This window comes from Flavobacterium amniphilum, from assembly GCF_023634845.1.
In the GTDB taxonomy this organism is placed as follows: Bacteria; Bacteroidota; Bacteroidia; order Flavobacteriales; family Flavobacteriaceae; genus Flavobacterium; species Flavobacterium amniphilum.
The window spans coordinates 30,959-55,186 of sequence record NZ_JAMLJL010000020.1; the positions used below are offsets into that span (position 1 = coordinate 30,959).

Here is a 24,228-nt window from a genome sequence, read left to right on the forward strand (position 1 = left end):
AATAACCTGAAAATTCTATGGACAAACTGAAGCGTTTTTATCCACATGCACTGGCCGTACTGGGTTTTGTGCTGGTTTCTATTATCTATTTTTATCCCGTTTTACAAGGCAAAAAGTTACTGCAGTCGGATATCGTACAATATACGGCAATGGCAAAAGAACAAAATGATTTCAGGGATGCTTATCATGAAGAACCTTACTGGACAAACAGTGCTTTTGGTGGAATGCCAACGTATCAGTTGGGTGCTAATTATCCGCATAATTATATAAAAAGTGTTGACGGACTGCTTCGTTTTTTACCGCGCCCTGCAGATTATATGTTTCTCTATTTCTTAGGATTTTATATTTTATTATTGGTATTGAAAATCAAGCCGCTCAAAGCTTTTTTTGGAGCACTGGCGTTTGGTTTTTCAACCTATCTTATCGTAATTTTAGGTGTTGGTCATAATGCTAAAGCACACGCTATTGCTTATATGCCATTGGTAATAGCCGGCGTTTTGCTGGTTTTCCAAAAGCGTTGGATTGTGGGAGGATTACTGACCATGATAGCAGCGGCATTGGAATTAAATGCCAATCACTACCAAATGACTTATTACCTGTTGATTTTCTTATTGATTTTGACAGCTTATTATACTTTCAGAGCTATTCAGGAGAAAGAATTGAAACCGTTGATTTATAGTTTCGGAGTTTTTGTGGTGGCCGGTTTACTTGCCGTAGGCGCAAATGCTACAGGTATTTTGGCTACTCAGGAATATGCTAAGGAAAGTACACGTGGTAAAAGCGAATTAACTTTTACGCCGGATGGAAAGAAAAGTGAGTCAAACACTTCAATGACTTACGATTATATTACAGAATACAGTTATGGTATTGCAGAAAGTTTTGACCTGATTGTACCAAGGCTTTTTGGAGGTTCAAACAGTGAGAATGTGGGAACCGATTCGGAAATGTACCAATTTGCCATTGCTCATCAACTTACTGAAGATCAGGCTAAGGAAATTGTGAAAGGGGTGCCGACTTACTGGGGCGATCAGCCTATCGTTGCTGCGCCTGCTTATATTGGAATCGTGGTATTCTTCTTAGCGGTTTTAGCTTTATTTGTTGATAAACGTAAAATTAAATACGCCTTTTTAGCCGGAGCAATAGTTTCGTTACTATTGTCTTGGGGTAAAAACTTCCCGATATTAACCGATTTCTTTATCAATTTTGTTCCGATGTACGACAAATTCAGAGCGGTTTCATCGATTCAGGTTGTATTGGAAATCTGTATGCCGGTTCTGGCCTTAATGGGATTACAGACATTCTTTACTTCTGAAGAAAAAGAAAAATGGAATTCACTTTGGAAATCGGCTGCAGTTTGTGGTGGTGTTTTAATTTTATTATTCCTTGCCAAAGGAATGTTCAGCTTTTCCGGAAGCGGAGATGCTTATTTGAGAGAATCATACGGACCGCAATTTGTGGATGCAATTAAAGCCGACAGACAATCATTGTATACAAGTGATTTGATCCGTTCTTTGGTTTTTGTTGGATTGGTTTTCGGAATTCTTTGGATGTCAATTAAAAACACCATTTCGGGTAAAGTAGCGGTAATATTAGTTGGATTGTTCATGGTGGCCGATTTATTCTTAATTGGGAAAAATTACCTTGATGCTTCAGCTTTCGTTTCAAAACAAGAGGTGGATGAACCTTTTGTGGAAGCTCCATTTGATACGGCTATTTTACAGGATCAATCCCATTACCGTGTATTTGAAGTTTCCGGAAATGCCATGAGTGATCCGCGTGCTTCTTATTTCCATAAGTCTATTGGAGGTTACCATGCGGCAAAACCAAGACGTATGCAGGAATTGTTCGATTATCAAATCGTTAGAAACAATCTTGAAGTCTTGAACATGCTGAATGTGAAATACATGATCCAAACCAATGAAAAAGGGGAGCAAATTACGATTAAGAGTACAGGTGCCAATGGTAATGCATGGTTTGTGAAGCAAATTCTGAAAGCAAAAAATGCTGATGAAGAAATGAAAATGTTATCAAAATTTGACTCAAAAAATCAGGTAATTATAAATTATGAAGGTGGAAAAGAGCTTTTAAGCGGAATTGATAATTCAAAAGCAACCATTAAACTTGTATCATATAAACCTAACGATTTGAAATACGTTTCCGATAATCCAAACAACGGATATGCGGTGTTCTCTGAAATGTATTATAAAAACGGATGGAATGCTTATATTGACGGTAAACTTGTTGAACACGACAGGGTTGATTATGCCTTAAGAGGTTTGGCAATTCCTGCAGGGAAGCATTCGGTTGAGTTCAGATTTGAGCCACAGGTTGTAAAAACAGGCAGTACAATTGCTTTGATCAGTTTTGCATTGATGTTGGTACTGATTGGTGGTGGTATCTATCTGAACAGAAAGAAAATTGCTGCATAAAGCTTTTTGAAAACAATCATTTACATAGGAATAGGAGGAGGAATTGGTAGTGTCTTGCGCTATCTGACGAATCTGATAGCCGGGAAATTTTTCAATTCGGCGTTTCCCATGGGGACTTTTCTGGTCAATTGTATAGGATGTTTATTGATAGGATTGTTTTTCGGGTATTTTGAGAAAAACAATTTGTTGTCAAAAGATTTAAAACTGTTTTTGATTACCGGTTTGTGTGGCGGTTATACCACTTTTTCGGCTTTTTCAGTTGAAAACGTAGGTTTAATCCAGAATCATCAAACGGGAACAGCCTTACTGTATACAGCTTTAAGTATCATAATCGGTTTTACGGCAACTTGGTGCGGAATATTAATTGCTGCCAAATTATAATGAAAAAAGTACTCATCATAACTTATTATTGGCCTCCAGCAGGCGGACCGGGCGTACAGCGCTGGCTGAAATTTGTCAAATATCTTCCGGATTTTGATATTCAGCCTGTAGTCTATGTACCGGAAAACCCTATGTATCCCATTGTTGATGAAGGTTTGGTAGGAGAAGTTTCGGAAAAAGCGATAATCTTAAAAAATAAAATTGTTGAACCATACGGTTTGGCATCCATTTTCTCAAAGAAAAATACAAAAGGAATCAGTTCGGGAATTATTCCCAATCAGAAGAAGCAGACATTTTTGCAAAAGATGATGCTTTGGGTACGCGGAAATCTGTTTATTCCCGATGCCAGGATTTTATGGGTAAAACCTTCAGTAAGTTACTTAAAGAAGTATATTAAGGAAAACGGAATTGATACTATTATAACTTCAGGACCACCACACAGTCTGCATTTGATTGGTTTACAGTTAAAAGAAGATTTAGGTGTGAAATGGCTGGCCGATTTCCGTGATCCCTGGACGACGATTGGATATCATTCTGCATTGAAACTTTCAAAATACGCCGACAGAAAGCACAAATTACAGGAAAGTACTGTTCTAAATACGGCCGATACGATTATTGTAACCAGTAAAACAACCAAAGTTGAATTTGAACGCCTGACATCGAAGCCAATCGAAGTGATTACAAACGGTTATGATGTGGAAAAGGTTGTGAAGCAGCCTTTGGATGAAAAATTCACATTGGCGCATATTGGTTCGTTTTTATCGGATAGGAATCCTAAAATTTTATGGGAATCCATCAGTGAGCTGATTCATGATAATGAAGAATTTGCCCGTTATTTCGAATTGAAGTTGATGGGAAAAGTGAGTCAGGAAGTTTTAGATACGATAACAGAATCCGGATTAAATGATTATTTGAACAATCTGGGGTATGTATCGCATCAAGAAGCGGTCGAACACCAGAGAAAATCACAGGTTTTGTTGTTGATTGAAATTGATTCGGAGGAAACGAAAAGTATTATTCCGGGTAAAGTGTTTGAGTATATTGTTTCAGAAAGACCGATTGTGGCTATTGGACCGAAAGATTCTGACTTTGCCGAAATCATCACGTCAACCAACACCGGCACTTTCTTTACCTATACTGAGAAAGAAAGATTAAAAGCAACCATTTTAGCTCATTTTGAGAAATACTTACAAAGGGAATTAAAAGTATTTCCTGTTGGTTTGCAGCAATATTCCCGTAAAAACCTTACCGGACAATTATCCAAATTAGTATAGTTTTCCTTTTGACCGGATTTCCCTAGCCCCGGTTGAAACGGCATCCTTTTGAATTGTTTGTCAAAACAATTTAAAAGATAGAGTGGAAGACGGGAAACAGCTCCTAAAAAAGAAAACTCCGTAGTATGGCGACCACGGAGTTAACATAAACAAAACCAACCTAACCAAATTTATATGAGATCTACTCATCTCACAAAACTTATCTTTTATTTCTTACTGATTCATCCTCTTTATTGTCGGAAGAATCTTCAATTTTAGCTTTTGTACCATCTGCTTTATAGTAGTAGTAATCGTCGTCATCGTTTTCATAACCACCACCTCTAGGGTAATCGTTTCTTGGATAATCGTTTCTTGGAGATTCATAGCCTCTTGGGTAATCATATCCGTAGCTTCTTCCTTTTACGTTTCCGTACATGTTGATGATGCATCTTTTACGGTCATAAACGATTCGTAATCCACCAATTTGTGTCAGTGCGAAACTGTTGTATTTCATGTACACGGTACCAATTCTGTTTACTCTGTCGAAAGCATCATAGTTGATAAATGTGTTTCCAACTCTTCTAACTCTTCCGAAAGCATCACGCTCGATACGAACTCCGTAGTTTACCGGATGTCTTTCTACTGTTACGGTTCCTCTTTTACCTGCGGCTTTGAAATAATAACCGTCATCTGTATCAGAGTCTTGCGGACGTGTATTGAAGTCGAAATCTCCGTTAGGGAATACATAAAATTCAATTCCACGTTCCATAAATTTGATTGGTTCAGCATCACGGTAATCTACATGGTGTCTTACAGTTGCTTTGCCTTGGTTGTCAGAAAAAACAGGGTTTTCTGACGCGTAGGCCATACTTCCTGCCAGGAAGATGCTGGCCATTACTAATGTAATTTCTTTTTTCATGACTATTAAATTTAGTAATTATGGTATTTTGGAGTTTTATATTTTTTCCTGATACGATAATTTGTTTTTGCTTACTCTTTCGATTTTCGGCTTCGTCGAACAAGTAATCTAACTTGTTGTAAGGGTATATCCAATTAGCGTGCCAAAACTTGTTATATGCATGCATAATTTTTTAAAATAATCATAAGTAGTTGATTGTTAACGATGTATAAATAATTTGTTTTTTTAACGGAATAGCTTACTTTTGTTAAAAACCCAAACTAAAAAACCAATGAAAACTAAACTACTAACTTTACTGACTTTTTTATCAGTTAATTACGCTTCTTCAGGGCAAACTTTTATACAACGTTATGCGGATATCGCCAATCAGGTATCACAAACAAACATTACCAATAGCTTAACGCAGTTTGAAGGACTGGGTGTGAAGTACAGAAATACGGCTGCTTTGGAGAATACCTATCAGTGGTTGGTGAATAAGTATACAAGCTTTGGATATTCTGCCGCACAAATCACGGCCGATACTTATACTTATTCGGGAAGTACGTGCAAAAATTTAGTGGTAACCAAAGTGGGAACCTTATATCCGAATACTTATGTAATTGTATGTGGACATTACGATTCGATCAATGGTACCGGAACAAATGACAACGGAAGTGGTGTTGCCAGTATATTGGAAGTAGCCCGTTTGCTTCAAAATGTAAATACCGAATATTCAATAAAGTTTATTAATTTCAGTGGGGAAGAAGACGGATTGAAAGGCAGTCAGCATTTTGTATCAGCAGTAGTAAATGGTACAACTCCGAAAATGGACATCAGATTGGTTTTTAATCTTGATGAAGTAGGAGGTGTTGCCGGAATGACCAACAACACGATCACTTGTGAAAAAGACACGAATGGAACACCAACTACAAATAATGCGGCATCGGCTACAATGACCAACCAATTGATTACGTGTGTTGGTTTGTATTCTCCTTTACAGACTTTCCTGTCAAATGCTTACGCCTCAGATTATATGCCTTTTGAGGATAATAATGAAATCATTACCGGTTTTTTTGAAAAAAACGAAACCAGTCACAAACATACAGCAACTGATTTGTTAGTGAATATGGATCCGGTTTACAATTATAAAGTGGCCAAAGCGGCTACAGGCGCTGTTTTGCATTTCGCAAAAGCCGAAACAGTTTTGTCAAACGATGGCCATGAATTTGACTATCAGGTAAGTTTTTACCCAAATCCGACAAAAGACAGACTGAATATTAATTTAGGAAGCCTGAATGTGAGTCAGTACGATCTTCTTATCACTGATATTAACGGAAAAACAGCATTGAAGTCTACGTTCAATAACCCAAAGCTGATTGAAGCTATCGATATTCAGGGATTATCCAAAGGAATGTACCTTGTGGCTTTATCATCCGGTGATAAAAAAGTAACCAAAAAAATAGTGATACAATAAAAAAAAGCCTCATCAGAGGCTTTTTTTTATAATTTTTCGGCTAAGTATTTTGCCGTTATCGATTTTTTGTTTTTTACAATTTCTTCCGGTGTTCCGAAGGCAAGTAACTGACCTCCGTTTTCGCCACCTTCAGGTCCTAAATCGATGATGTAATCGGCACATTTAATTAAATCCAGATTGTGTTCGATTACAACGATGGAATGACCTTTTTCAATCAATGCCTCAAAGGAAGCCATTAGTTTTTTAATGTCATGGAAATGCAATCCTGTTGTAGGTTCATCAAACACAAATAATGCTTTGTCTTTAGTTGCTCCTTTTACAAGGAACGAGGCAAGTTTAATACGTTGCGCTTCACCACCGGAAAGTGTGGAAGATGATTGGCCTAATTGCACATAACCTAAACCTACATCCTGTAAAGGTTGTAGCTTTTGTACAATTTTAGCCTGGTTTTTTTCTTTGAAGAAGGTTAATGATTCATCAATGGTCATTGTTAAAATGTCGTCAATGTTTTTGCCTTCAAACTGTACTTCCAGCACTTCTTTTTTGAAACGCTTTCCGTTACAGGTTTCGCAAGGAAGGGAAACATCGGCCATGAACACCATTTCCACATTGATGGAACCTTCTCCTTTACAGGTTTCACATCTTCCTCCGTCAACATTGAATGAAAAATGCTTGGCCTGATAACCTCTGTTTTTGGACAGTTTTTCTTTGGCAAATAAATCACGGATATCATCGTAAGCCTTTATATAAGTCACCGGATTGGAACGCGAACTTCTTCCTATCGGGTTTTGGTCTACATATTCAATATGCTTGATATGGGAATAACTTCCGGTCAGTTCACTGAATTGTCCCGCTTTTTCACCCACACCTTCAATTTGCTTCTGCATGGCGGGATACAATATTTTTTTGACCAAAGTACTTTTTCCTGATCCTGAGACTCCGGTAATAACAGTCAATACATCTAACGGGAAAGTTACATCTACATTTTGAAGGTTGTTTTCACGTGCACCTTTGACTTCAATGAAGTTCTTGAATTTTCTTCTTTTTTTGGGAACTGCAATTTCGAGTTGGCCATTTAAGTATTGGGCTGTTAATGAATCCGATTTCAAAATTTCGTCAAAAGTTCCCTGAGCAACCAGTTCACCACCAAAAGTACCGGCTTCTGGACCAATATCAATAATCATATCAGCTGCTTTCATGATGTCTTCGTCATGCTCCACTACAATTACGGTATTCCCTAAATCACGCAACGAAAGCAATACTTTGATTAATCTTTCGGTGTCTTTTGGGTGTAATCCGATGCTGGGTTCATCTAAAATATACATCGACCCAACCAAGCTGCTTCCTAATGAAGTGGCTAAGTTGATACGTTGTGATTCTCCTCCTGATAATGTCGCCGAATTTCGGTTTAAAGTCAAATAATCCAATCCAACATCTTCTAAGAATGATAAACGGTTATTGATTTCAATCAAAAGGCGTTTGGCTACTTTTTCATCATATTCGGAAAGTTTCAATGCTGCAAAAAACGGAATCAGTCGTTTAATCGGCATGTCCACTAATTCGGATAAAGTAATACCGCCCACTTTAATATTATTGGCTTCTTGTCTTAAACGTTTACCCCGGCAAACGTTGCATTTGGTTTTTCCGCGATAGCGTGAAAGCATCACACGGTTTTGGATTTTATAATTCTTTTCTTCAAGTTCTTTAAAGAAGTCGTTCAAACCTTCAAAATACTGGTTTCCTTTCCAAACCAAATCTTTCTGTTCATTGGATAATTGGAAATAAGGCTTGTGGATAGGGAAATCGAATTTATGGCTGTTGTTGACTAACTGGTCTCGGTACCAACTCATACTTTCGCCTCTCCAAGGGTAAATGGCGTTTTCGTAAATGGATAAAGCGGTATTGGGTATAACTAATTCTTCATCAATACCAATCACATTACCGTAACCTTCACACTGCGGACAGGCACCATACGGATTGTTGAAACTGAATAAATGAATATTGGGTTCCAGGAATGTCATTCCGTCCAATTCAAAATTGGTGCTGTATGAATATCTTTTTTCTGTGTTTAGTTCTTGTAGGTAACAAACACCTTTTCCTTCATAAAAAGCGGTTTGTACGGCATCGGCCAAACGGTTGTAGAAGTCTTCTTCGTTTTTAACTACTATACGGTCAATAATTAAGAGTATATCTTTATTGTCTAAGGAATGCTGGTCAATCTCATCCAGACGGATCATCTCATTATTGACTAAAATACGCGCAAAACCTTGTTGTAATAAAACTTTGAGTTTATTTTCCAATTGGCGTCCTTCTTCCAGATGGATAGGAGAGAGTAACAGCCATTTTGAATCGGTTTCAAATGTTTTGACGTCATTGATGACATCAGAAACCGTATTTTTCTTTACTTCCTGGCCTGATACGGGTGAATATGTTTTACCGATACGGGCAAAAAGCAATTTTAAATAATCATAAATCTCTGTGGAAGTCCCTACGGTTGAGCGTGCATTAGTTGTATTTACCTTTTGCTCAATGGCAACGGCAGGAGCTATTCCTTTAATATAGTCTACTTTCGGTTTGTCCAGACGGCCCAAAAACTGACGGGCGTAACTGGATAAACTTTCCACATAACGGCGCTGGCCTTCTGCATACAAAGTATCAAAAGCCAGACTGGATTTACCGGAACCGGATAATCCCGTGACAACCACTAATTTATTCCTCGGAATGGCGACATCCAGATTCTTTAAATTGTGGATTTGTGCTCCTTTAATAAGGATGTTTTTCTTAGGTTCTAACGTAGAAATATCGGGAATCATAAAATGAAGTCAGTTTTGACAAAGTTAAACATTAATCGACTTTTTTGCGCCCCCTATAACTCAATTTTCTCGTAATTATTTTCTTAATAAATGTTAAAAAATGAAAATTTTGTTGCTTTTCTAAAAAAAATAACACTAAATTTGGTTTACCAAAACACTAAAACAAAAGCGTATAGCATAAAAATACTTTTATAGAGAAATTTCTCTGCAAGATTAAACACCCAAAATCTAAAAAGTATTGTTATGGCTATTACTCAACTTCCTGACGCTTTACTAGTTAAGAACTACATTGATGGTAATGAAGATGCATTGGCTGTCTTAATTGAAAGACATCAGTCAAAAATCTATGGTTTTATTTATTCCAAAGTTTTTGACAGAGATTTGGCAGATGATATTTTCCAGGACACTTTTATCAAAGTAATCAAAACGCTAAAAAGTAATTCGTATAATGAAGAAGGTAAATTTTTACCATGGGTTATGCGGATTGCCCATAATCTGATTATTGATACCTTCAGAAAAGATAAAAAAATGCCTTTTTACCGTGAAACGGAAGAGTTCTCGATTTTCTCCGTAATGGCCGACAATAGTCCGAACGTAGAAAGTCAAATCATCACTGAACAAGTGGAAAATGATTTATTACGACTAATTGAAGAATTACCGACAGATCAAAAAGAAGTGCTGGAAATGCGTATCTACCAAGACATGAGCTTTAAGGAAATTGCTGATTTAACAGGGGTTAGCATTAATACGGCTTTAGGAAGAATGCGCTACGCCTTATTGAACCTGAGAAGAATTATAGAAAAAAATCAAATTATTTTGACCAATTAAGCAATAAAGTGAAATAGGTTGCGTTAATACTGTAAATCTAATCAAATAGTATGGCGAAACTTTACACTAAAGAAAAAAATGTTGCTACCGAGATGTCTCCAAAAAAAGAAACAATCGATTTTATTTTAAGCTATTCAAAAGCATTAAAAATTGTTAAGGTAGGAACCGAAGACTTTGAATTACATTCAAACTAAAACAACTAATTTTTTCGAAAAAAAAACGCCTATTTAACGGCGTTTTTTTTATGGTATTCATCTAAGACTGTTTGCCTTCCGATGGTTTTGGTGATAATGTCCTTTTCCAGGTTCCAGCCACGCGCCGGTGAATATTCCCTACCGTACCAGATAATCTGTAAATGCAGATCATTCCAGGTTTCTCTTGGGAATAATCGTTTGGCATCTGCTTCGGTTTGCTGTACATTTTTTCCGTTCGATAAATTCCAGCGGTGCATCAACCTGTGAATATGGGTGTCTACCGGAAAAGCAGGTACGCCAAATGCTTGACTCATCACAACACTGGCTGTTTTATGGCCAACTGCCGGTAAGGCTTCCAATGCTTCAAAACTCTCCGGAACTTCTCCGTTATGCTTTTCAATCAATATTTCGGATAATCCGTGGATTCCTTTAGATTTCATTGGAGAAAGTCCGCAAGGTTTGATGATTTCTTTGATTTCCTCTACCGATAATTTAACCATATCATACGGATTGTCTGCTTTGGCAAACAAAATAGGGGTAATCTGATTCACTCTCACATCTGTGCATTGTGCCGAAAGCAACACGGCAATCAGTAATGTATAAGGGTCTTTATGGTCTAACGGAATCGGGATTTCCGGGTATAATGTATTTAAAGTGTCGATTACAAACTGTACTTTTTCGGCTTTGTTCATTAAACGCTGAATTGATAATTGGTTATGCGAATGTATGATTTTAATCTAAGATTAGAAACCAATAAACTTCGTAACTTTGATGCTCACAAACTTTGATAGCATATAAATGACAACATTACAAAAAGGGGATAAGGCTCCTGATTTTTCGGCTGTCGATCAAGACGGTAAAATACATTCATTATCAGATTATAAAGGAAAGAAACTGGTTGTTTTCTTTTATCCTGCTGCCAGTACGCCAAGTTGTACGATCGAAGTATGCAACCTTCGCGATAATTACGGAAAGTTTATTGCTGAAGGTTATGCTTTGTTAGGGGTTAGCGCCGATACAAAAAAGAAGCAGTCTAATTTTAAAAACAAACATGAATTGCCTTTTCCGCTTTTGGCTGATGAGGATAAAAAAGTGATCGAAGCTTTCGGTGTTTGGGGACCTAAAAAATTCATGGGTAGGGAATTTGACGGTATTCACCGTACCACTTTCATAATAAATGAGAAAGGAATTATTGACGAAGTAATCTTAAAGGTGAAAACCAAAGAACACTCAGATCAGATCTTAAAATAAAAAAGCAGGCTTTAAGCCTGCTTTTTTTATACAGTTTCGGTTTCTACCGAATTGGATTCCTTAAAACCAAATAAATGGTCACGCTTGATAAGCTCTGCAATACCTTCCGGAAGCATTTCTTCCCATCCTGGTTTGTTTTTGCTGATCATTTTTAATACTTCCCTTGAGAATATCTTTAAGTGTGATTTGTCAAAGTCGGTAATGTCGATTACTTTTCCGTTGTAAGCAAAGAACTTGTACAGTTCTTTCATTCTCGGGTGTACTTTCAGGTTTTGCGAATTCAGGATTACTCCCTGTTCGTCTTCCATCGGGTATAAATATACTTTCAGGTCACGGTAAAATAATTTACCAAATGCTTCAAGGATTCCTCCGCTCAAGTGACGGTAGTATTTTTCGTCAAAGATGTCAACAAGGTTGTTTACACCTAAAGCTAATCCCATTCTTTCTTTAGAGTAGTTAGAGAAGTACTCCACCACTTTAAAGTATTCCTGGAAGTTGGAAATCATTACGGTCTGCCCCAATGAACACAGTAATTCGGCTCTGTCCATGAAGTCTCTTTCGTCAATTTCCCCATCCGAACGTAAATTCGAAAGGGTAATCTCAAAAACAACCAGTGTGTTTTCTTTCTTTACTTTATTCTCGTCAATGAACATTTGTAATGATTTCTCATACATGTCCATGTTTACTTTGGTTACCGGACGGAAACTTCCTCTCAGTGCCAAAATGTTTTTCTTATATAATACCGCAGCCGGTAGGATGTTTTTACCTGTTGGGTCAAACATTACCGCGTCGGTCATTCCGTTTTTAACTAACTGTAAACTCATCAAGCGGTTGTCTACATCAGCAAAACGCGGACCTGAGAAGTTGATGGTGTCAATCTCTAACTGGTCTCTGTCAATGTGGTCGTATAAATAACGTAATAAACGTTTAGGGTCGTTGTATTTGTAGAAAGCTCCGTAAATTAAGTTAACACCAAGTTTTCCTAATGTTTCCTGTTGCAAACGTGCATCGGTTTCCTTAAATCGGATGTGTAATAAAATTTCGTTGTAGGCTTCGTCCGGCTCGATCTGGTATTTGATACCAACCCATCCATGCCCTTTGTATTGCTTGGCAAAATCAATGGTAGCCACTGTATTGGCATAACTGAAGAACATTTTTGAAGGGTGCTTTTCTCTTTTCAAGCGTTCTTCAATCAAATCTACTTCGTGATTCAGCATCTTCCGCAAACGGTTTTCAGTTACATAACGACCATCATCTTCTGCACCGTAAATGGCATCACTGAAATCCTTGTCATAAGCAGACATCGCCTTCGCAATTGTTCCGGATGAACCTCCGGCCCTGAAAAAGTGACGTACCGTTTCCTGACCCGCTCCAATTTCGGCAAATGTTCCGTAGATGTTTGCGTTTAGGTTGATTCTTAGGGCTTTATCACCAATTGATGGGATAGATTCAATGTCTTTGTCTCCTTTTAATTTTATTTCTCTTTCTAGGTTTTTCATCTTCATTGACTAAATACCTTGCAAAGGTAATGAATGCGTTATTTTTTATCAAATATTATTTACTTTTGTAAAAAAGCTTACCCAATTGAAAATTTACTTCTTAGGTACTGGCACTTCCCAAGGCGTTCCCGTGATCGGGAGCGACCATCCTGTTTGCCTTAGCAACGATCCTAAAGACAACCGGTTACGTGTTGCTGTCTGGATCGAATGGGGGAATCATTCTTTTGTAATCGACTGTGGACCTGATTTCAGGCAACAGATGCTTTCGTCTAAATGCCACAAAATAGATGCCATTTTTTTTACGCATGAACATGCTGATCATACAGCCGGTCTGGATGATATCCGCCCTTTTTTCTATAAACAGGGTGATATTCAGATTTACGGACACGAGCGTGTGCTGGTGAACTTGGAAAAACGCTTCGATTATATTTTTGCAACCGAAGACCGTTATCCCGGAGCTCCTGCTGTAAACGCGATTGAAGTGGTCAATGATGAAAATATCGTTTTTGATGATAAGGAGATTATACCTATTAATGCCATGCACGGTAATTTACAGGTCTTCGGTTACCGTCTCGGAAATTTTGCCTACCTGACGGATGTAAAAACGGTTCCGGCCGAAGAATTACACAAATTGGAGAATGTCGAGGTCTTAGTAGTGGATGCCTTACGTATCGACCCGCATCCTACGCACTTTAATCTGGAGGAAGCACTGGATTTTATCCATATGATCCAACCCAAAAAGGCATACCTTACGCACATCAGCCATGCACTTGGTTTTCATGAGGAGATCCAGAAGCAGCTGCCGGAAAATGTTTTTTTAGCTTATGATAATTTACAAATCAATTTATAGTTTATGAGAAAGTTACTTTTATACGGATTCATTTTTTCAGTGTTGGTGAATATCTTCCAACTGATGTATGCCACTAAAAAATCCAATTTTGAAGGGGATAACCATGAAAAGTACAAGGCAAAAATGAAGGATACAATTGCTAAAATTGTTGCCGATAAAGAGGAAGGGGACTATTTTTCATTGGCTCATAACGACAACGCCATTAATTATTATGACGGAATAGATGTTAATCAGTTGATGCCGCAAATCAAAGAACAATTGATGGAGTACAATAACAATCCGAAAGGGAATCCTTTGATTTCGTATGACGGAATGGTACTCAATAAAGTCCGTTTCCTCAACCACAGATGGATCATTGCCGATTTTACCGGTGAAGCGGGATGGGGGGAAATCATCATTAAATATTTTGTGGAAAAAGACGGTAAGGCAACTTTCGAACCTGCCGAAACATTATTGTATCCAAGATAAACAGTAAGTATAAAATAGAGTAATACCTAAACAGCCGGTGAAAAACCGGCTGTTTTTTGTTTTGTCAATTTTGCCGCTTGTGGAGCTTCTATTGCTGCTTGTTGAGCCTCTGTTGTCTATTGTGGAGTCAATATTGCTGCTTGTTGGGCTTCTGTTGTCTATTGTGGAGTCAGTATTGTTGCTTGTAGAGCCTCAATTGCTGCTTGTGGAGCCTCTGTTGTCTATTGTGGAGTCAATATTGTTGCTTGTGAAGCCTCGATTACCGCTTGTGGAACCAACATATTTTATTGTGGAGGCAATATGTTTTATTGTGGAGCCAATATATTTTATTGTGGAACTAATAGCATCAATGATGGACTACTAAGGACTAAGTGCTAATCACTCTTTACTAATCACTACTCCCTCATTGTTGAAACTCTATTTTTAAAATAAAAGTACTAAGGACTAAGTGCTATAGACTAATTACTAGTCACTACTCACCATTGTTGAAGCTCTCTTTCAAAAATAAAAACCACTAATTACTTGTTACTAATCACTAAGTACTAAAATAAAAATGACTCCGGATGGAGTCATTTTTACATCGTATCATTCAGCCAATTCCTGAAATCGTAAAAATTCTGCGGCGCCACACCATGACCCACCGGATACTCTTTATAAATGTTTTTAATGCCTAAGTTGTCAAGGATTGGTTTTGCCTTGCGGGCCCATTCCACCGGAACAACCTGATCCACATTACCGTGTGAAGCAAAAATCTGTAGATTGCTGAAGTCATTCGTTTGGTAATTGTCTACTGCTATCTCTTCATTGAAATAACCGCTCATTCCCACCACACGTTGTACTTTCTGCGGATAGGACATCGCAACCGAATAACTCAGGATACACCCCTGACTGAAACCTACCAATGTTGCCTTTTCTGCATCCAAAGGATAAGTTGCTACCAGTTCATCAATGAATTTCACGATAAGATCCCTTGATTCACGGGCTTGGTCTAAATCAGAGAACTTGTTTTCATCTGCATCAAAATTGATCGCATACCAGGCATAACTTCCGTACATCATATCATAAGGGGCACGGGCCGAAATAACATAATATTCTTCAGGTAACTCAGTTGCAAACGAAAATAAATCTTCTTCGTTGCTTCCGTAACCGTGTAATAAAACTAAAAAAGGGTTTTTGTCAAGTTTTACCTTCGGTTCTCTGACCAAATGGTGTAAGGATAAGCTCATTTAGATATTTTTAAAAATTTTTTGAAAGAAGTTGCCCAATATCGGAATTGCTTTGGTTTCTCCATTGGCAGCAGTAACTAATCCGTAAACGCATAAAACGGAAATGAAAATCCACATGGAAATGGTGACCATCGGAAAGTTGAAATTTGAAATCAACAATCCTAAGGCAACAAAGCAGATTGTTAATCCTAATCCCTGTCTGATATGGAAGGAAGCAAATTTGTTTTTACTTTCCGAATTCATCGATAAGGCAATTAAGGGCCCGATAAATAAAATATAACTGATAATGGCTGCGTTTTTGCCTTGTTTGATTTCGTCCTGCATTTATGATAAAACTAATTGTTGGTTATTGTAAATTCCGTATACTTTTCCTTTTAAATTACTTCCAAGGAAAGCTGAATTCTTCGATTTTGAAAGGATATTTTCCAAAGTGAATGTCGATTCTCCTTCCGGATTGAAGAATGTAAGGTTTGCGGTAGTTCCTTCTTTGATTTCAATTGCATCTAATCCGAAAATGGTTCTTCCTGCTGTTAATTTACCGATGATGGTTTCTGTTGGTAAAACAGTCTGTAACGCCCCGAATGCACTTTCCAAACCGATGGTTCCGTTTTTGGCCAAATCAAACTCTAGTTTTTTGAATTCCACATCTATCGGATTATGATCAGAAGTAATACAGTCGATTGTATGGTCCAAAACACCGTTGATCAAAGCTTCTCTGTCTTTTTCTGTTCGTAGTGGCGGTGTTAACCTGAAGTTGGAATCAAAAGCTTTTAAAACATCATCGGTGAAAACCAATTGATGAACGGCTACACTGCAGCTAACGTTTAATCCTTTTGCTTTTGCTTCGCGGATCAGTTCAACTGATTTGGCTGAGGAAACTGTTGGGATGTGTAATTTTCCCCCTGTGTATTCCAGTATGAAAAGATTGCGGGCAATGATTAATTCTTCTGCCAGTGAAGGAATACCTTTTAAACCCAATTGGGTTGAAGTAATGCCCTCGTTCACAATTCCTTTTCCTTTGATGTTGTTGTCTTGTGAAAAAGCAATTACTTTTCCGTCAAAATCTTGTGTGTATTGCAGGGCAACTTTGAGTAAATTGGCATTGTCCAGACTTTTATTGTAATCCCCGAAAACAACCGCTCCGGCGTTTTTCATGTCAAATAGTTCGGCTAATTCAATTCCGTCACTGTTTTTGGTTAAAGCTCCGATAGGGTATAATTCAGTGGCTGCTCCGTTTGCTTTTTGCTTTACAAAATGTACCTGCGACTGGTTGTCTATAACCGGGTTTGAATTGGGCTGTAATGCTATTCCGGTAAATCCTGATTTTGCAGCAACCAGTAATCCGTTGCTGATGGTTTCGCGTTCTTCAAAGCCTGGTTCTCCAAGTGAAACACTAATGTCAAACCATCCGGGTGAAACATGCGCATTTGGGAGTTCAATTTCCTGAAAGCCGTCTTCTGATTGAATTGAATTTCCTATTTTTTCAATTTTACCGTGACTGATTTTAATGTCGACCACTTGGTTATGAAGGGGATTTTTAGATTCAATAATTCGGGCGTTTCTGATAATTAAGCTCATTTTATAAATTTTTGAATAAGTATTTCAAGGGTTAGAAACAGAAGTGTAAAAATAAGAAACCATTTCCAGATCTGATTGTCTTCACGCTCGGTCTGTAAAGTATTGAAAAAGGTTTCCATACTGTCTGTCTGGTTGATGTCTCCTAAACTTTCACTGCTCGGTTCGGTCAGCATGCTTTCCTTACGGTCGTAGTTGAAACTCAGGTTTCCAATTTCGTTTTTATTTTGTGTGATGGCAAAATTCCCGGCTGTCTTTGGATTGTCTCCTGAGGTAATCTTGATTTTGTCATCCATGATTTGCTGCATGGGTATGAATTCCTCCGACTTATTACGGATGGATACCACTTCGTCTTTGCTTACTTTGGCATCAACAATCGTTGGCTTACTGTTTCCGATGGTTTCAAATTTAACTCCGTTTTTCTCATTGCTCATTCCCATTTTATAGAAGGTAGGAACAATTAACGGCGAATTCTGGAAATTACTGTTGGCTTTGTTTATTGGTGCCGAAAACAAATACAATGTTCCGCTATCTCTTGAAAGTGTTGACAGGAAAGCGGTTTGGTCTTCGTAAGTAATAGCTTGTGAAGCATTCGATTTCAGACTGAAGCTTTTGGTAACGTAAGGATACTGGAAATTAGATGTTTTCTTCTCAAATACATTGGCAAATAACGGATTGGTGAAGTTGATTTTGGTCACTTTCTTTTCTACACTTTGTGCATTGGTAAACTGTATCCCTCCAAAATTAGCAAGGAAACTATTGATGTTACTGATTTCGTTTTTCTCGGATGGAATGATAACTAAATTCCCGCCTTTTGATACAAACTGTCTCAAATTGGTATGCATTGCCATTGGAATCTGGTCCAATTCATTTAAAATGATGGCATCCTGTTTCGAAATTTCACTGTAATTCAGTGTATTTAGTTCAACATTACGGTAATTGAAATCGGGTTGTGTGTATATTTTGGATAAGAACCTGCTTTTTTCAGTTTCCCCAATGCTTAATACGTTACAGATTTCGGGTTTTGAAATATTGAAATAAAAGGTATTGTCAAACGCAAGGCTGTTGTCATTTAAGGAGACATAACCGTTGAAATTATCTTTCGGAATGGTGAAACGGAGTGTTTGTTTGCGCTGGTTCAGTTTTAGAATTGCTTTGGCAATAAGGTTCTCTTTGTTATAAACCGAAACGGGTATCGATTTGTCTTCTTCAAAGTTGGAGGATACATCCACACCAATTTCATAGAAGTTGTCGAGTATCTGTGAAACAAACACACTGTCAATGGCAATGTTCTCCAGTTTTTCAGCTTCGGGGATGATGAAATGGGTTTTGGTATTCTCGGGTAATTGGTCTAAGCCGGTTGTTTTTAAGCCTATCCCGTCAGTAATTACCAATATGTCTTTACCGCGGTTGCTGTTGTGTGAACGGACTTTTATAAGCGCGTTTTCAATCGAAAACGGAATGGGACTATACGTTAGTTTCTGTAAGTCTCTTTCAATTGATTTGATATTGGTGTTCCAAAAATCTTCACTGTTGCTCACTACCGAAAGCTGTAAGTTTTCAGGCGCGTGTTCCAGTAAATCCTGAACGGCACGTTTAAGCAATTCTCCTTTTTGTCCTTTAGCCTGCATACTGAAGGAATTGTCAATCACAACAAAAAGTTCGTTGTTCTTGCTTTCGCTGTCTTTGGCTTTAAAATAAGGCTGGGCAAAAGCCAAAATCAATGTGGCCAATAGTAAAAGGCGTGTTGCCAGTAGCAGGTATTTCTTTATTTTAGAGCTTTTCCGGGTTTGGATTGCAAGTTCTTTCAGTAATTTTACATTGGTGAAATATTCCTTTTTGAATTTCCGTAACTGAAACAAATGCACAAGAACAGGTATAACCAGTAAAAAGAGAAAGTAGAGGATTTCCGGGTGTTTGAATTGCATTCAGTTCTAATGTTTACTTTACAGGACCTTGCTTATCGGAGTTTAGTAATTTCGTCTGCCAAAGATAATTAAATTTAAAGTAATTAGTAAATAGTGACAAGTAATTAGTTTTCAATATTTGAAAGAAATCATCTGCTAATTACTATTCACTAATCACTTAGTACTCTTCTTCTGTTTGTAAAATTCTTTATCGGCAATATAAATCGTTTTCGTGACTTCACAAAATACAGTTTCCCCTGTCTTGTCAGTGATATAAGTTGTTTTTAAATGTTCAACTTCTTTCTGTTCATGTACTTTTTGTAAAATCTCCTTTAATTCTGATTCGGTAAATTCGAAAGTGGCATACACATCTTCCCTTGCCGGTCTTTTAAAACGGATTTGTGCCGATTTGTCCCAAACAATATAATGTTCTTTGAATATGTACATCAGCTGGATCATCGGAATCGGATCGACAGCTGCAAATAAACTTCCCCCGAATATAGAGCCCACATAGTTCCTGTTTTTATAGTTCAAAGGAATTTTAATTTTTACCGTTTTAAGATCATCAGACACATACTGAATGCGTGCGGTACTGCGGCGGTACATGGGTGATAAATTGAATCCGACTTTAAACATGGTCGATTCTTTCATGAACTTACGGGCGATTTTTGATAACTGCTGGTACATACTATTGATTAGGATTCCAAAGATAGCGCATATAATAAAAATCCCCAATCGGTGGATTGAGGATTTATAAATGAATTATTTCTTTTTTCTTTTTTGGGCACGCTGGCGTTCAACGGCACGGTTACGGGGTGCGGTTTTACGAGGTGTACGTTTACCGGGACCACCAAGGTTTACTTTTTTATTTTTATCCGACTTTTCATGAAAAGCGGCGTTCTCGCTTACTTTCGGTTTTTTTAGCAGGAATTTTACTTTCTGTTTTTCTTTCTCAGGACCAATCAGTTGGGTTGATATTTCTACTTCAGTAGGCATCTCCAGGATAGCAATCTCTTTTTCCATCAACACTTCAGCTTCTATCTTGATGTCTTCCTCACGTGGAGCGATAAAACTGATAGCAATACCGCTGGCATCGGCACGTCCGGTACGCCCAATACGGTGAATGTATTGCTCCGGAATTTCAGCCATCTCAAAGTTGATGACATGGGAAATATTGGAAATATCCAAACCACGGGCCATAACATCGGTTGTAATTAATCCGCGTAAGGTTCCGTTCTGGAAATCCTGCATGGTCAGCAAACGGTAGTTTTGTGATTTGTTGGAATGAATTACACCAAACTGCTCCGGAAAATCAGCTTCGATTTTGTCCAACAGCATATCGGCAATCTTTTTATTATTGACGAAAACTAATATCTTGTCAAGAGAATCATCTGTATTCAGTAAATGCTTCAGTAAATTGACTTTAGTGTTGAAGTTGGGAACATGATATGACAATTGTTCAATTTTTTCCAAAGGAGTTCCGGACGGAGCCAATGAAACTTCTTCGGGAAAGTCAAAATAATCATTCAGGATTTCATCTACTTCATCAGTCATCGTTGCCGAAAACAAAATATTCTGACGTTTTGGTTTTAACATGGCCAAAATAGATGTCAACTGGGGACGGAATCCTAAATTCAGCATTTCATCAAACTCATCAATAACTAACTTTGTTACTTCCTGTAAGGATAAGACACCGTCTAAAGATAAATCCATTATACGTCCCGGTGTTCCCACTAAAACATCAATTCCCTGATATACCTGGTTTTTCTGTGTGTTGATGTTAACGCCTCCGTAAATACCAAGTGTTCTAACCGACATATATTGGGTCAGTTTTTCAACTTCTTCCACCACCTGGACAACCAGTTCACGGGTTGGAACCAATATCATAATCCTCGGATTGAACGTATTGACGAATTTGTACTGTTTCAGTAATGGCAGTAAATAAGCATAGGTTTTACCAGTACCGGTTTGGGCAATTCCCATCATGTCACGTCCTGACATCACCACAGAAAACGATTTTTCCTGAATGGGTGTCGGAGTCGTTAATTGTAAGTCGTCTATTGCTTTTTGTAATGATTTCGGGAGATTGAATTGCTCGAATGATGCCATCTTGCTATGTAAATTTTATGCAAAGGTATTGTTTAAAATCCATAGTTGTCCATTGTGGTGTGCAGTTCGTCGAAAAAAAATAGTTTTTTCAGAATAATTCTGCTATATTGTACGTGTTAATTCATAAAAAAAATTAATGCTGACTTCCAACCGTTTTTCGTTGCATTTTTCAAATGAACAGTTTGAAATTCTTTTGGATTTGTACCAATCTTCCTTCACCAGTTTTGAATCTATTGCTGAAGTACAGGAAGAAATCGTAAAATCGGTGGCATTGGGATTAATGATATCAAGGGTAGGGATATGGAAGTTCGAAAATAACCTGCTAAAATGTGAAAAACTTTACCTTGCCAATACCGGAAAATTTGAACAGTACGATGATCTGAAAAAAGAAGATGTTCCTTTTTATTACGACTTATTATTAAAAGGAGTTCCAATTGCAGCCGGTAATGCATTTGAAGACCATCAGTTTTCCGAAATAAAAGATTCTTACCTGCTTCCTCTGGATGTGAGAAGTATTATGGATGTACCTATTCTCGAAAACGGTGAATTGGTTGGAATTCTTTGTTGTGAGTCGGCTGGTAAATTTAAGGATTGGACAGAAAATGATATTGCTTTTGCACGTTCTGTTGCAGATATCCTGAGTTTGATTACACAGGCTTTTAAAAGAAAGCAAAGTGAAGAAATTCTTATTGAAAACCAGGAGCGGTTTAAGTTTATCTCTGAAAATATATCCGATGGTATTTATATAATTGAAAACGATCAGATGGCTTTTGCTTCCAAACGGTATTACGAAATGATCCGGATGACGCCGGAAGAAAAGCACAAACACCACAAACTTGATATGTTTCATCTGGTGCATCCTGATGATTATGATTATGTCAAAAACACAATTTACGGGTCACTTGCAAAGAAGATGTCTTCATTCAAATATATTTTCCGTTTAAAAAGGGGAGATGGCACTTATATGTGGCGCGAGGATATCATGAACGTGCATTATGATGAAGACGGAAAGCCGGTAAGAGCCGTTACGGTGGCAAGGGATATTACTCAGGAAAAGGAGTTGGAGTTTGAGGCTGAAATCCAGAAAAAAGCGCTGGAAATCCAAAACGGATTACTGTTGAAGCTTTACAGTTCGAATGAAAGGAAAGACGTGAAGGGTAAAGTCGCTGATATTATTTCATTGGCAACAAAAGGCTTGAATATTGACAGGGCCAGTTATTGGGTAGTTAAAAAGGATAAACTGATATGCCGTAATTTATTTGACAAGGTTAAAAATATTTATTCCAAAAAACGGATTCTGGATACCCGCGATATCCCAAAATATATTGCAGCCGTTAACAATCAGGTGGCGTTGGTTGCTGATGATGTATATACCAATGAACATACATCGGAGTTGGTTGATAACTATTTAAAACCGCTTGGTATAACTGATATGCTGGATATCCCAATCAGGGCAAACGGCCAGCTTTTCGGGGTTTTATGTTGTGAACACCGGGATGAACCGAGAGTTTGGAGTGAAAATGATATCTCATTCGCAAGAGCCCTGGCAGATTATTTAAGTATTGCGCTTGAAGAAAATAAAAGGAAAAAAGCCGAAAAGAAGCTTAAGGAAAGTGAAAATCAACTCCGCTTAATTACCGAAAACACTTCAGACGGAGTGGTTGTTATTGAAAAAGGTAAAGTTACCTATTGTTCTCCTTCTTATGTCCGGTTACTTAACTATTCAAGAAAAGAATATTTGAGTTTCACTGCAGATGATTTGTTTGATCGGGTCCATCCTGAGGATGTAGATTCGGTGAAACATTATGTTTTAGACTGTCTTTCACAACAGCTTGGGGAGTTTAAATATGAACTGCGTTTTAAAGGAGCCGATGGTGTGTACCACTGGCGGGAAGATTCAGCCAATGTGATTTATGATCCTGAAACAGGGATGTATACGAAGTATATTATTATTACCCGGGATATTTCCAAACGGAAGGAAGAAGAGAGGGAACGGAATAAATTATTTAAGATAACCGAAAAACAAAATGAGAAGCTGATCAATTTTACCCATATCGTATCGCATGATATCCGTTCGCATACAAGTAATCTGGCCATGATTCTGGATCTGTTTGAAGAAACAGACAATCCTGATGAACGGAAAGAGTATTTTAAAATGCTTAAACAGAGTACCAATAAGTTATCGGATACTATTTTCTTTCTTAATGAAACGGTTGCCGTACAAAGCGGAATTAATAATGAAAAGGTGAAACTGAATTTGAGGGAAGAAATCCAGAAAACAATATTGGGAATCAGTGCAATCATCAAAACCAGTGATGCAGAACTGATTATAAAAGTCCCGGAAGATTTGGTAATTGAAGCTACGCAGTCTTATTTTGAAAGTATAGTGTTCAATTTGTTGACAAATGCCATTAAGTATAAATCACCGGATAGATCTCCAAGGATTAAAATAACAGCTGAAAAAATAGGTGATGAGGTTAAACTGCAAATTACAGATAATGGGATAGGGATTGATTTGAAAAAAAATAAAGAAAAGATTTTCGGAATGTATAAAACATTCCATGGGAATCCTGATGCAGTAGGATTAGGTCTGTTTATGGTGAAAAACCATATCGAATCTATGGGCGGAAGAGTAGAAGTAAAGAGTGAAATTAATAAAGGAACAACATTTAGTTTGTATTTTATATGAGTAAAATTAAAATGACATACATCATCGATGATGATGCTATTTTTGTTTTCGTTCTGAAGAAATTACTTGAGAAGAACGGGAATTTCGGGAATATAATTGATTTTAAAAACGGGAATGATGCTATTGATATTCTTTTCAGTAAACAATCTGAATTACCCTGTGTAATCCTGTTGGATTTAAATATGCCTATTATTGACGGTTGGCAATTTTTGGATCAATTGGAAGATTCGGATCTGAAAGATCAACTCAATGTATACATTATGTCTTCTTCCATCGACAGAACCGATATTGAGAAATCAAAAACCTATTCCATTGTTAAAGACTTTATCTCAAAGCCTGTTAATGCAGATAAACTAAATAAAATACTCGAAGAAATAAATTAAA

At 37.5% G+C, this 24,228-nt stretch carries 21 protein-coding genes; 11 read left to right on the plus strand and 10 right to left on the minus strand.

The features are described 5' to 3' along the window. The first annotated feature begins 17 nt into the window (after positions 1–17). From NAT51_RS17235 to NAT51_RS17245, 3 genes are read left to right on the plus strand one after another with little or no spacing between them, the layout of a single operon-like run. Positions 18–2,429, plus strand: a complete 2,412-nt coding sequence (locus NAT51_RS17235) for a YfhO family protein (protein WP_250600919.1) — start codon at positions 18–20, stop codon at positions 2,427–2,429. A 6-nt stretch (positions 2,430–2,435) separates the two neighbouring features. Further along, complete coding sequence (crcB, locus tag NAT51_RS17240; protein WP_250600921.1) at positions 2,436–2,810, plus strand: fluoride efflux transporter CrcB; 375 nt, start codon at positions 2,436–2,438, stop codon at positions 2,808–2,810. Next, on the plus strand, positions 2,810–4,084 hold the full coding sequence (locus NAT51_RS17245; protein ID WP_262921825.1) for a glycosyltransferase family 4 protein: 1,275 nt from the start codon (positions 2,810–2,812) through the stop codon (positions 4,082–4,084). The genes crcB and NAT51_RS17245 overlap by 1 nt, the downstream gene beginning before the upstream one ends. A gap of 199 nt (positions 4,085–4,283) precedes the next feature. Here NAT51_RS17245 and NAT51_RS17250 read toward each other — a convergent pair whose 3' ends face one another. After that, complete coding sequence (locus tag NAT51_RS17250; protein ID WP_250600923.1) at positions 4,284–4,982, minus strand: hypothetical protein; 699 nt, start codon at positions 4,980–4,982, stop codon at positions 4,284–4,286. A 271-nt stretch (positions 4,983–5,253) separates the two neighbouring features. Here NAT51_RS17250 and NAT51_RS17255 point away from each other — a divergent pair, with 271 nt between their 5' ends. Further along, positions 5,254–6,435 carry a M20/M25/M40 family metallo-hydrolase gene (locus NAT51_RS17255; protein WP_250600925.1) on the plus strand — a complete coding sequence of 394 codons (1,182 nt, stop codon included), beginning with the start codon at positions 5,254–5,256 and terminating at the stop codon, positions 6,433–6,435. A gap of 26 nt (positions 6,436–6,461) precedes the next feature. On the opposite strand, the gene uvrA is transcribed toward NAT51_RS17255, so the two are convergent. After that, entirely contained in the window at positions 6,462–9,248 is a 2,787-nt protein-coding gene (uvrA, locus tag NAT51_RS17260) for an excinuclease ABC subunit UvrA (protein WP_250600927.1), read from the minus strand. Positions 9,249–9,491: 243 nt separating this feature from the next. Between uvrA and NAT51_RS17265 the strand changes: the two genes are divergently transcribed. Both NAT51_RS17265 and NAT51_RS17270 read left to right on the plus strand, forming a co-directional pair. Then, positions 9,492–10,076 (plus strand): RNA polymerase sigma factor, encoded by a 585-nt coding sequence (locus NAT51_RS17265; protein WP_250600929.1) that lies wholly within the window; start codon positions 9,492–9,494, stop codon positions 10,074–10,076. A gap of 50 nt (positions 10,077–10,126) precedes the next feature. Beyond that, positions 10,127–10,270, plus strand: a complete 144-nt coding sequence (locus NAT51_RS17270; RefSeq protein WP_250600931.1) for a hypothetical protein — start codon at positions 10,127–10,129, stop codon at positions 10,268–10,270. A gap of 29 nt (positions 10,271–10,299) precedes the next feature. Here NAT51_RS17270 and NAT51_RS17275 read toward each other — a convergent pair whose 3' ends face one another. Then, a complete protein-coding gene (locus tag NAT51_RS17275) occupies positions 10,300–10,962 on the minus strand; it encodes an endonuclease III domain-containing protein (protein WP_250600933.1) in 663 nt (220 codons plus the stop codon). 106 nt (positions 10,963–11,068) lie between these two features. On the opposite strand from NAT51_RS17275, the gene bcp reads away from it, so the two are divergent. Next, positions 11,069–11,521: a thioredoxin-dependent thiol peroxidase gene (bcp, locus tag NAT51_RS17280; protein ID WP_250600935.1), complete on the plus strand. Its 453-nt coding sequence runs from the start codon at positions 11,069–11,071 to the stop codon at positions 11,519–11,521. A 26-nt stretch (positions 11,522–11,547) separates the two neighbouring features. Here bcp and NAT51_RS17285 read toward each other — a convergent pair whose 3' ends face one another. Continuing rightward, positions 11,548–13,020, minus strand: coding sequence for a TonB-dependent receptor (locus NAT51_RS17285; protein WP_250600937.1), 1,473 nt, complete (start codon positions 13,018–13,020; stop codon positions 11,548–11,550). Positions 13,021–13,105: 85 nt separating this feature from the next. On the opposite strand from NAT51_RS17285, the gene NAT51_RS17290 reads away from it, so the two are divergent. Together NAT51_RS17290 and NAT51_RS17295 are read left to right on the plus strand one after the other, a co-directional pair. Then, the gene (locus tag NAT51_RS17290) at positions 13,106–13,870 is read left to right on the plus strand and encodes an MBL fold metallo-hydrolase (protein WP_250600939.1); all 765 of its coding nucleotides are present in this window, start codon (positions 13,106–13,108) and stop codon (positions 13,868–13,870) included. A 3-nt stretch (positions 13,871–13,873) separates the two neighbouring features. After that, a complete protein-coding gene (locus tag NAT51_RS17295) occupies positions 13,874–14,338 on the plus strand; it encodes a hypothetical protein (RefSeq protein ID WP_250600941.1) in 465 nt (154 codons plus the stop codon). A 575-nt stretch (positions 14,339–14,913) separates the two neighbouring features. Here the strand turns inward: NAT51_RS17295 and NAT51_RS17300 are convergent. The 6 genes from NAT51_RS17300 to NAT51_RS17325 form a co-directional block, all read right to left on the minus strand. Further along, a complete protein-coding gene (locus NAT51_RS17300) occupies positions 14,914–15,564 on the minus strand; it encodes an alpha/beta hydrolase (RefSeq protein WP_250600943.1) in 651 nt (216 codons plus the stop codon). Beyond that, positions 15,565–15,888: a DUF4870 domain-containing protein gene (locus NAT51_RS17305; protein ID WP_250600944.1), complete on the minus strand. Its 324-nt coding sequence runs from the start codon at positions 15,886–15,888 to the stop codon at positions 15,565–15,567. Next, positions 15,889–17,142, minus strand: coding sequence for a dihydroorotase (locus NAT51_RS17310; RefSeq protein WP_250600946.1), 1,254 nt, complete (start codon positions 17,140–17,142; stop codon positions 15,889–15,891). Further along, the gene (locus NAT51_RS17315) at positions 17,139–19,067 is read right to left on the minus strand and encodes a vWA domain-containing protein (protein WP_250600948.1); all 1,929 of its coding nucleotides are present in this window, start codon (positions 19,065–19,067) and stop codon (positions 17,139–17,141) included. The genes NAT51_RS17310 and NAT51_RS17315 overlap by 4 nt, the downstream gene beginning before the upstream one ends. 153 nt (positions 19,068–19,220) lie before the next feature. Then, entirely contained in the window at positions 19,221–19,733 is a 513-nt protein-coding gene (locus tag NAT51_RS17320; RefSeq protein WP_250600950.1) for a DUF4442 domain-containing protein, read from the minus strand. Between the two features lie 75 nt (positions 19,734–19,808). After that, positions 19,809–21,155 carry a DEAD/DEAH box helicase gene (locus NAT51_RS17325; protein ID WP_250600952.1) on the minus strand — a complete coding sequence of 449 codons (1,347 nt, stop codon included), beginning with the start codon at positions 21,153–21,155 and terminating at the stop codon, positions 19,809–19,811. 136 nt (positions 21,156–21,291) lie between these two features. Here NAT51_RS17325 and NAT51_RS17330 point away from each other — a divergent pair, with 136 nt between their 5' ends. Then, entirely contained in the window at positions 21,292–23,844 is a 2,553-nt protein-coding gene (locus NAT51_RS17330) for a GAF domain-containing sensor histidine kinase (protein WP_250600954.1), read from the plus strand. Further along, a complete protein-coding gene (locus NAT51_RS17335; RefSeq protein WP_250600956.1) occupies positions 23,841–24,227 on the plus strand; it encodes a response regulator in 387 nt (128 codons plus the stop codon). Before NAT51_RS17330 ends, NAT51_RS17335 begins: the two co-directional genes overlap by 4 nt. The last annotated feature ends 1 nt before the right edge of the window (position 24,228 follow it).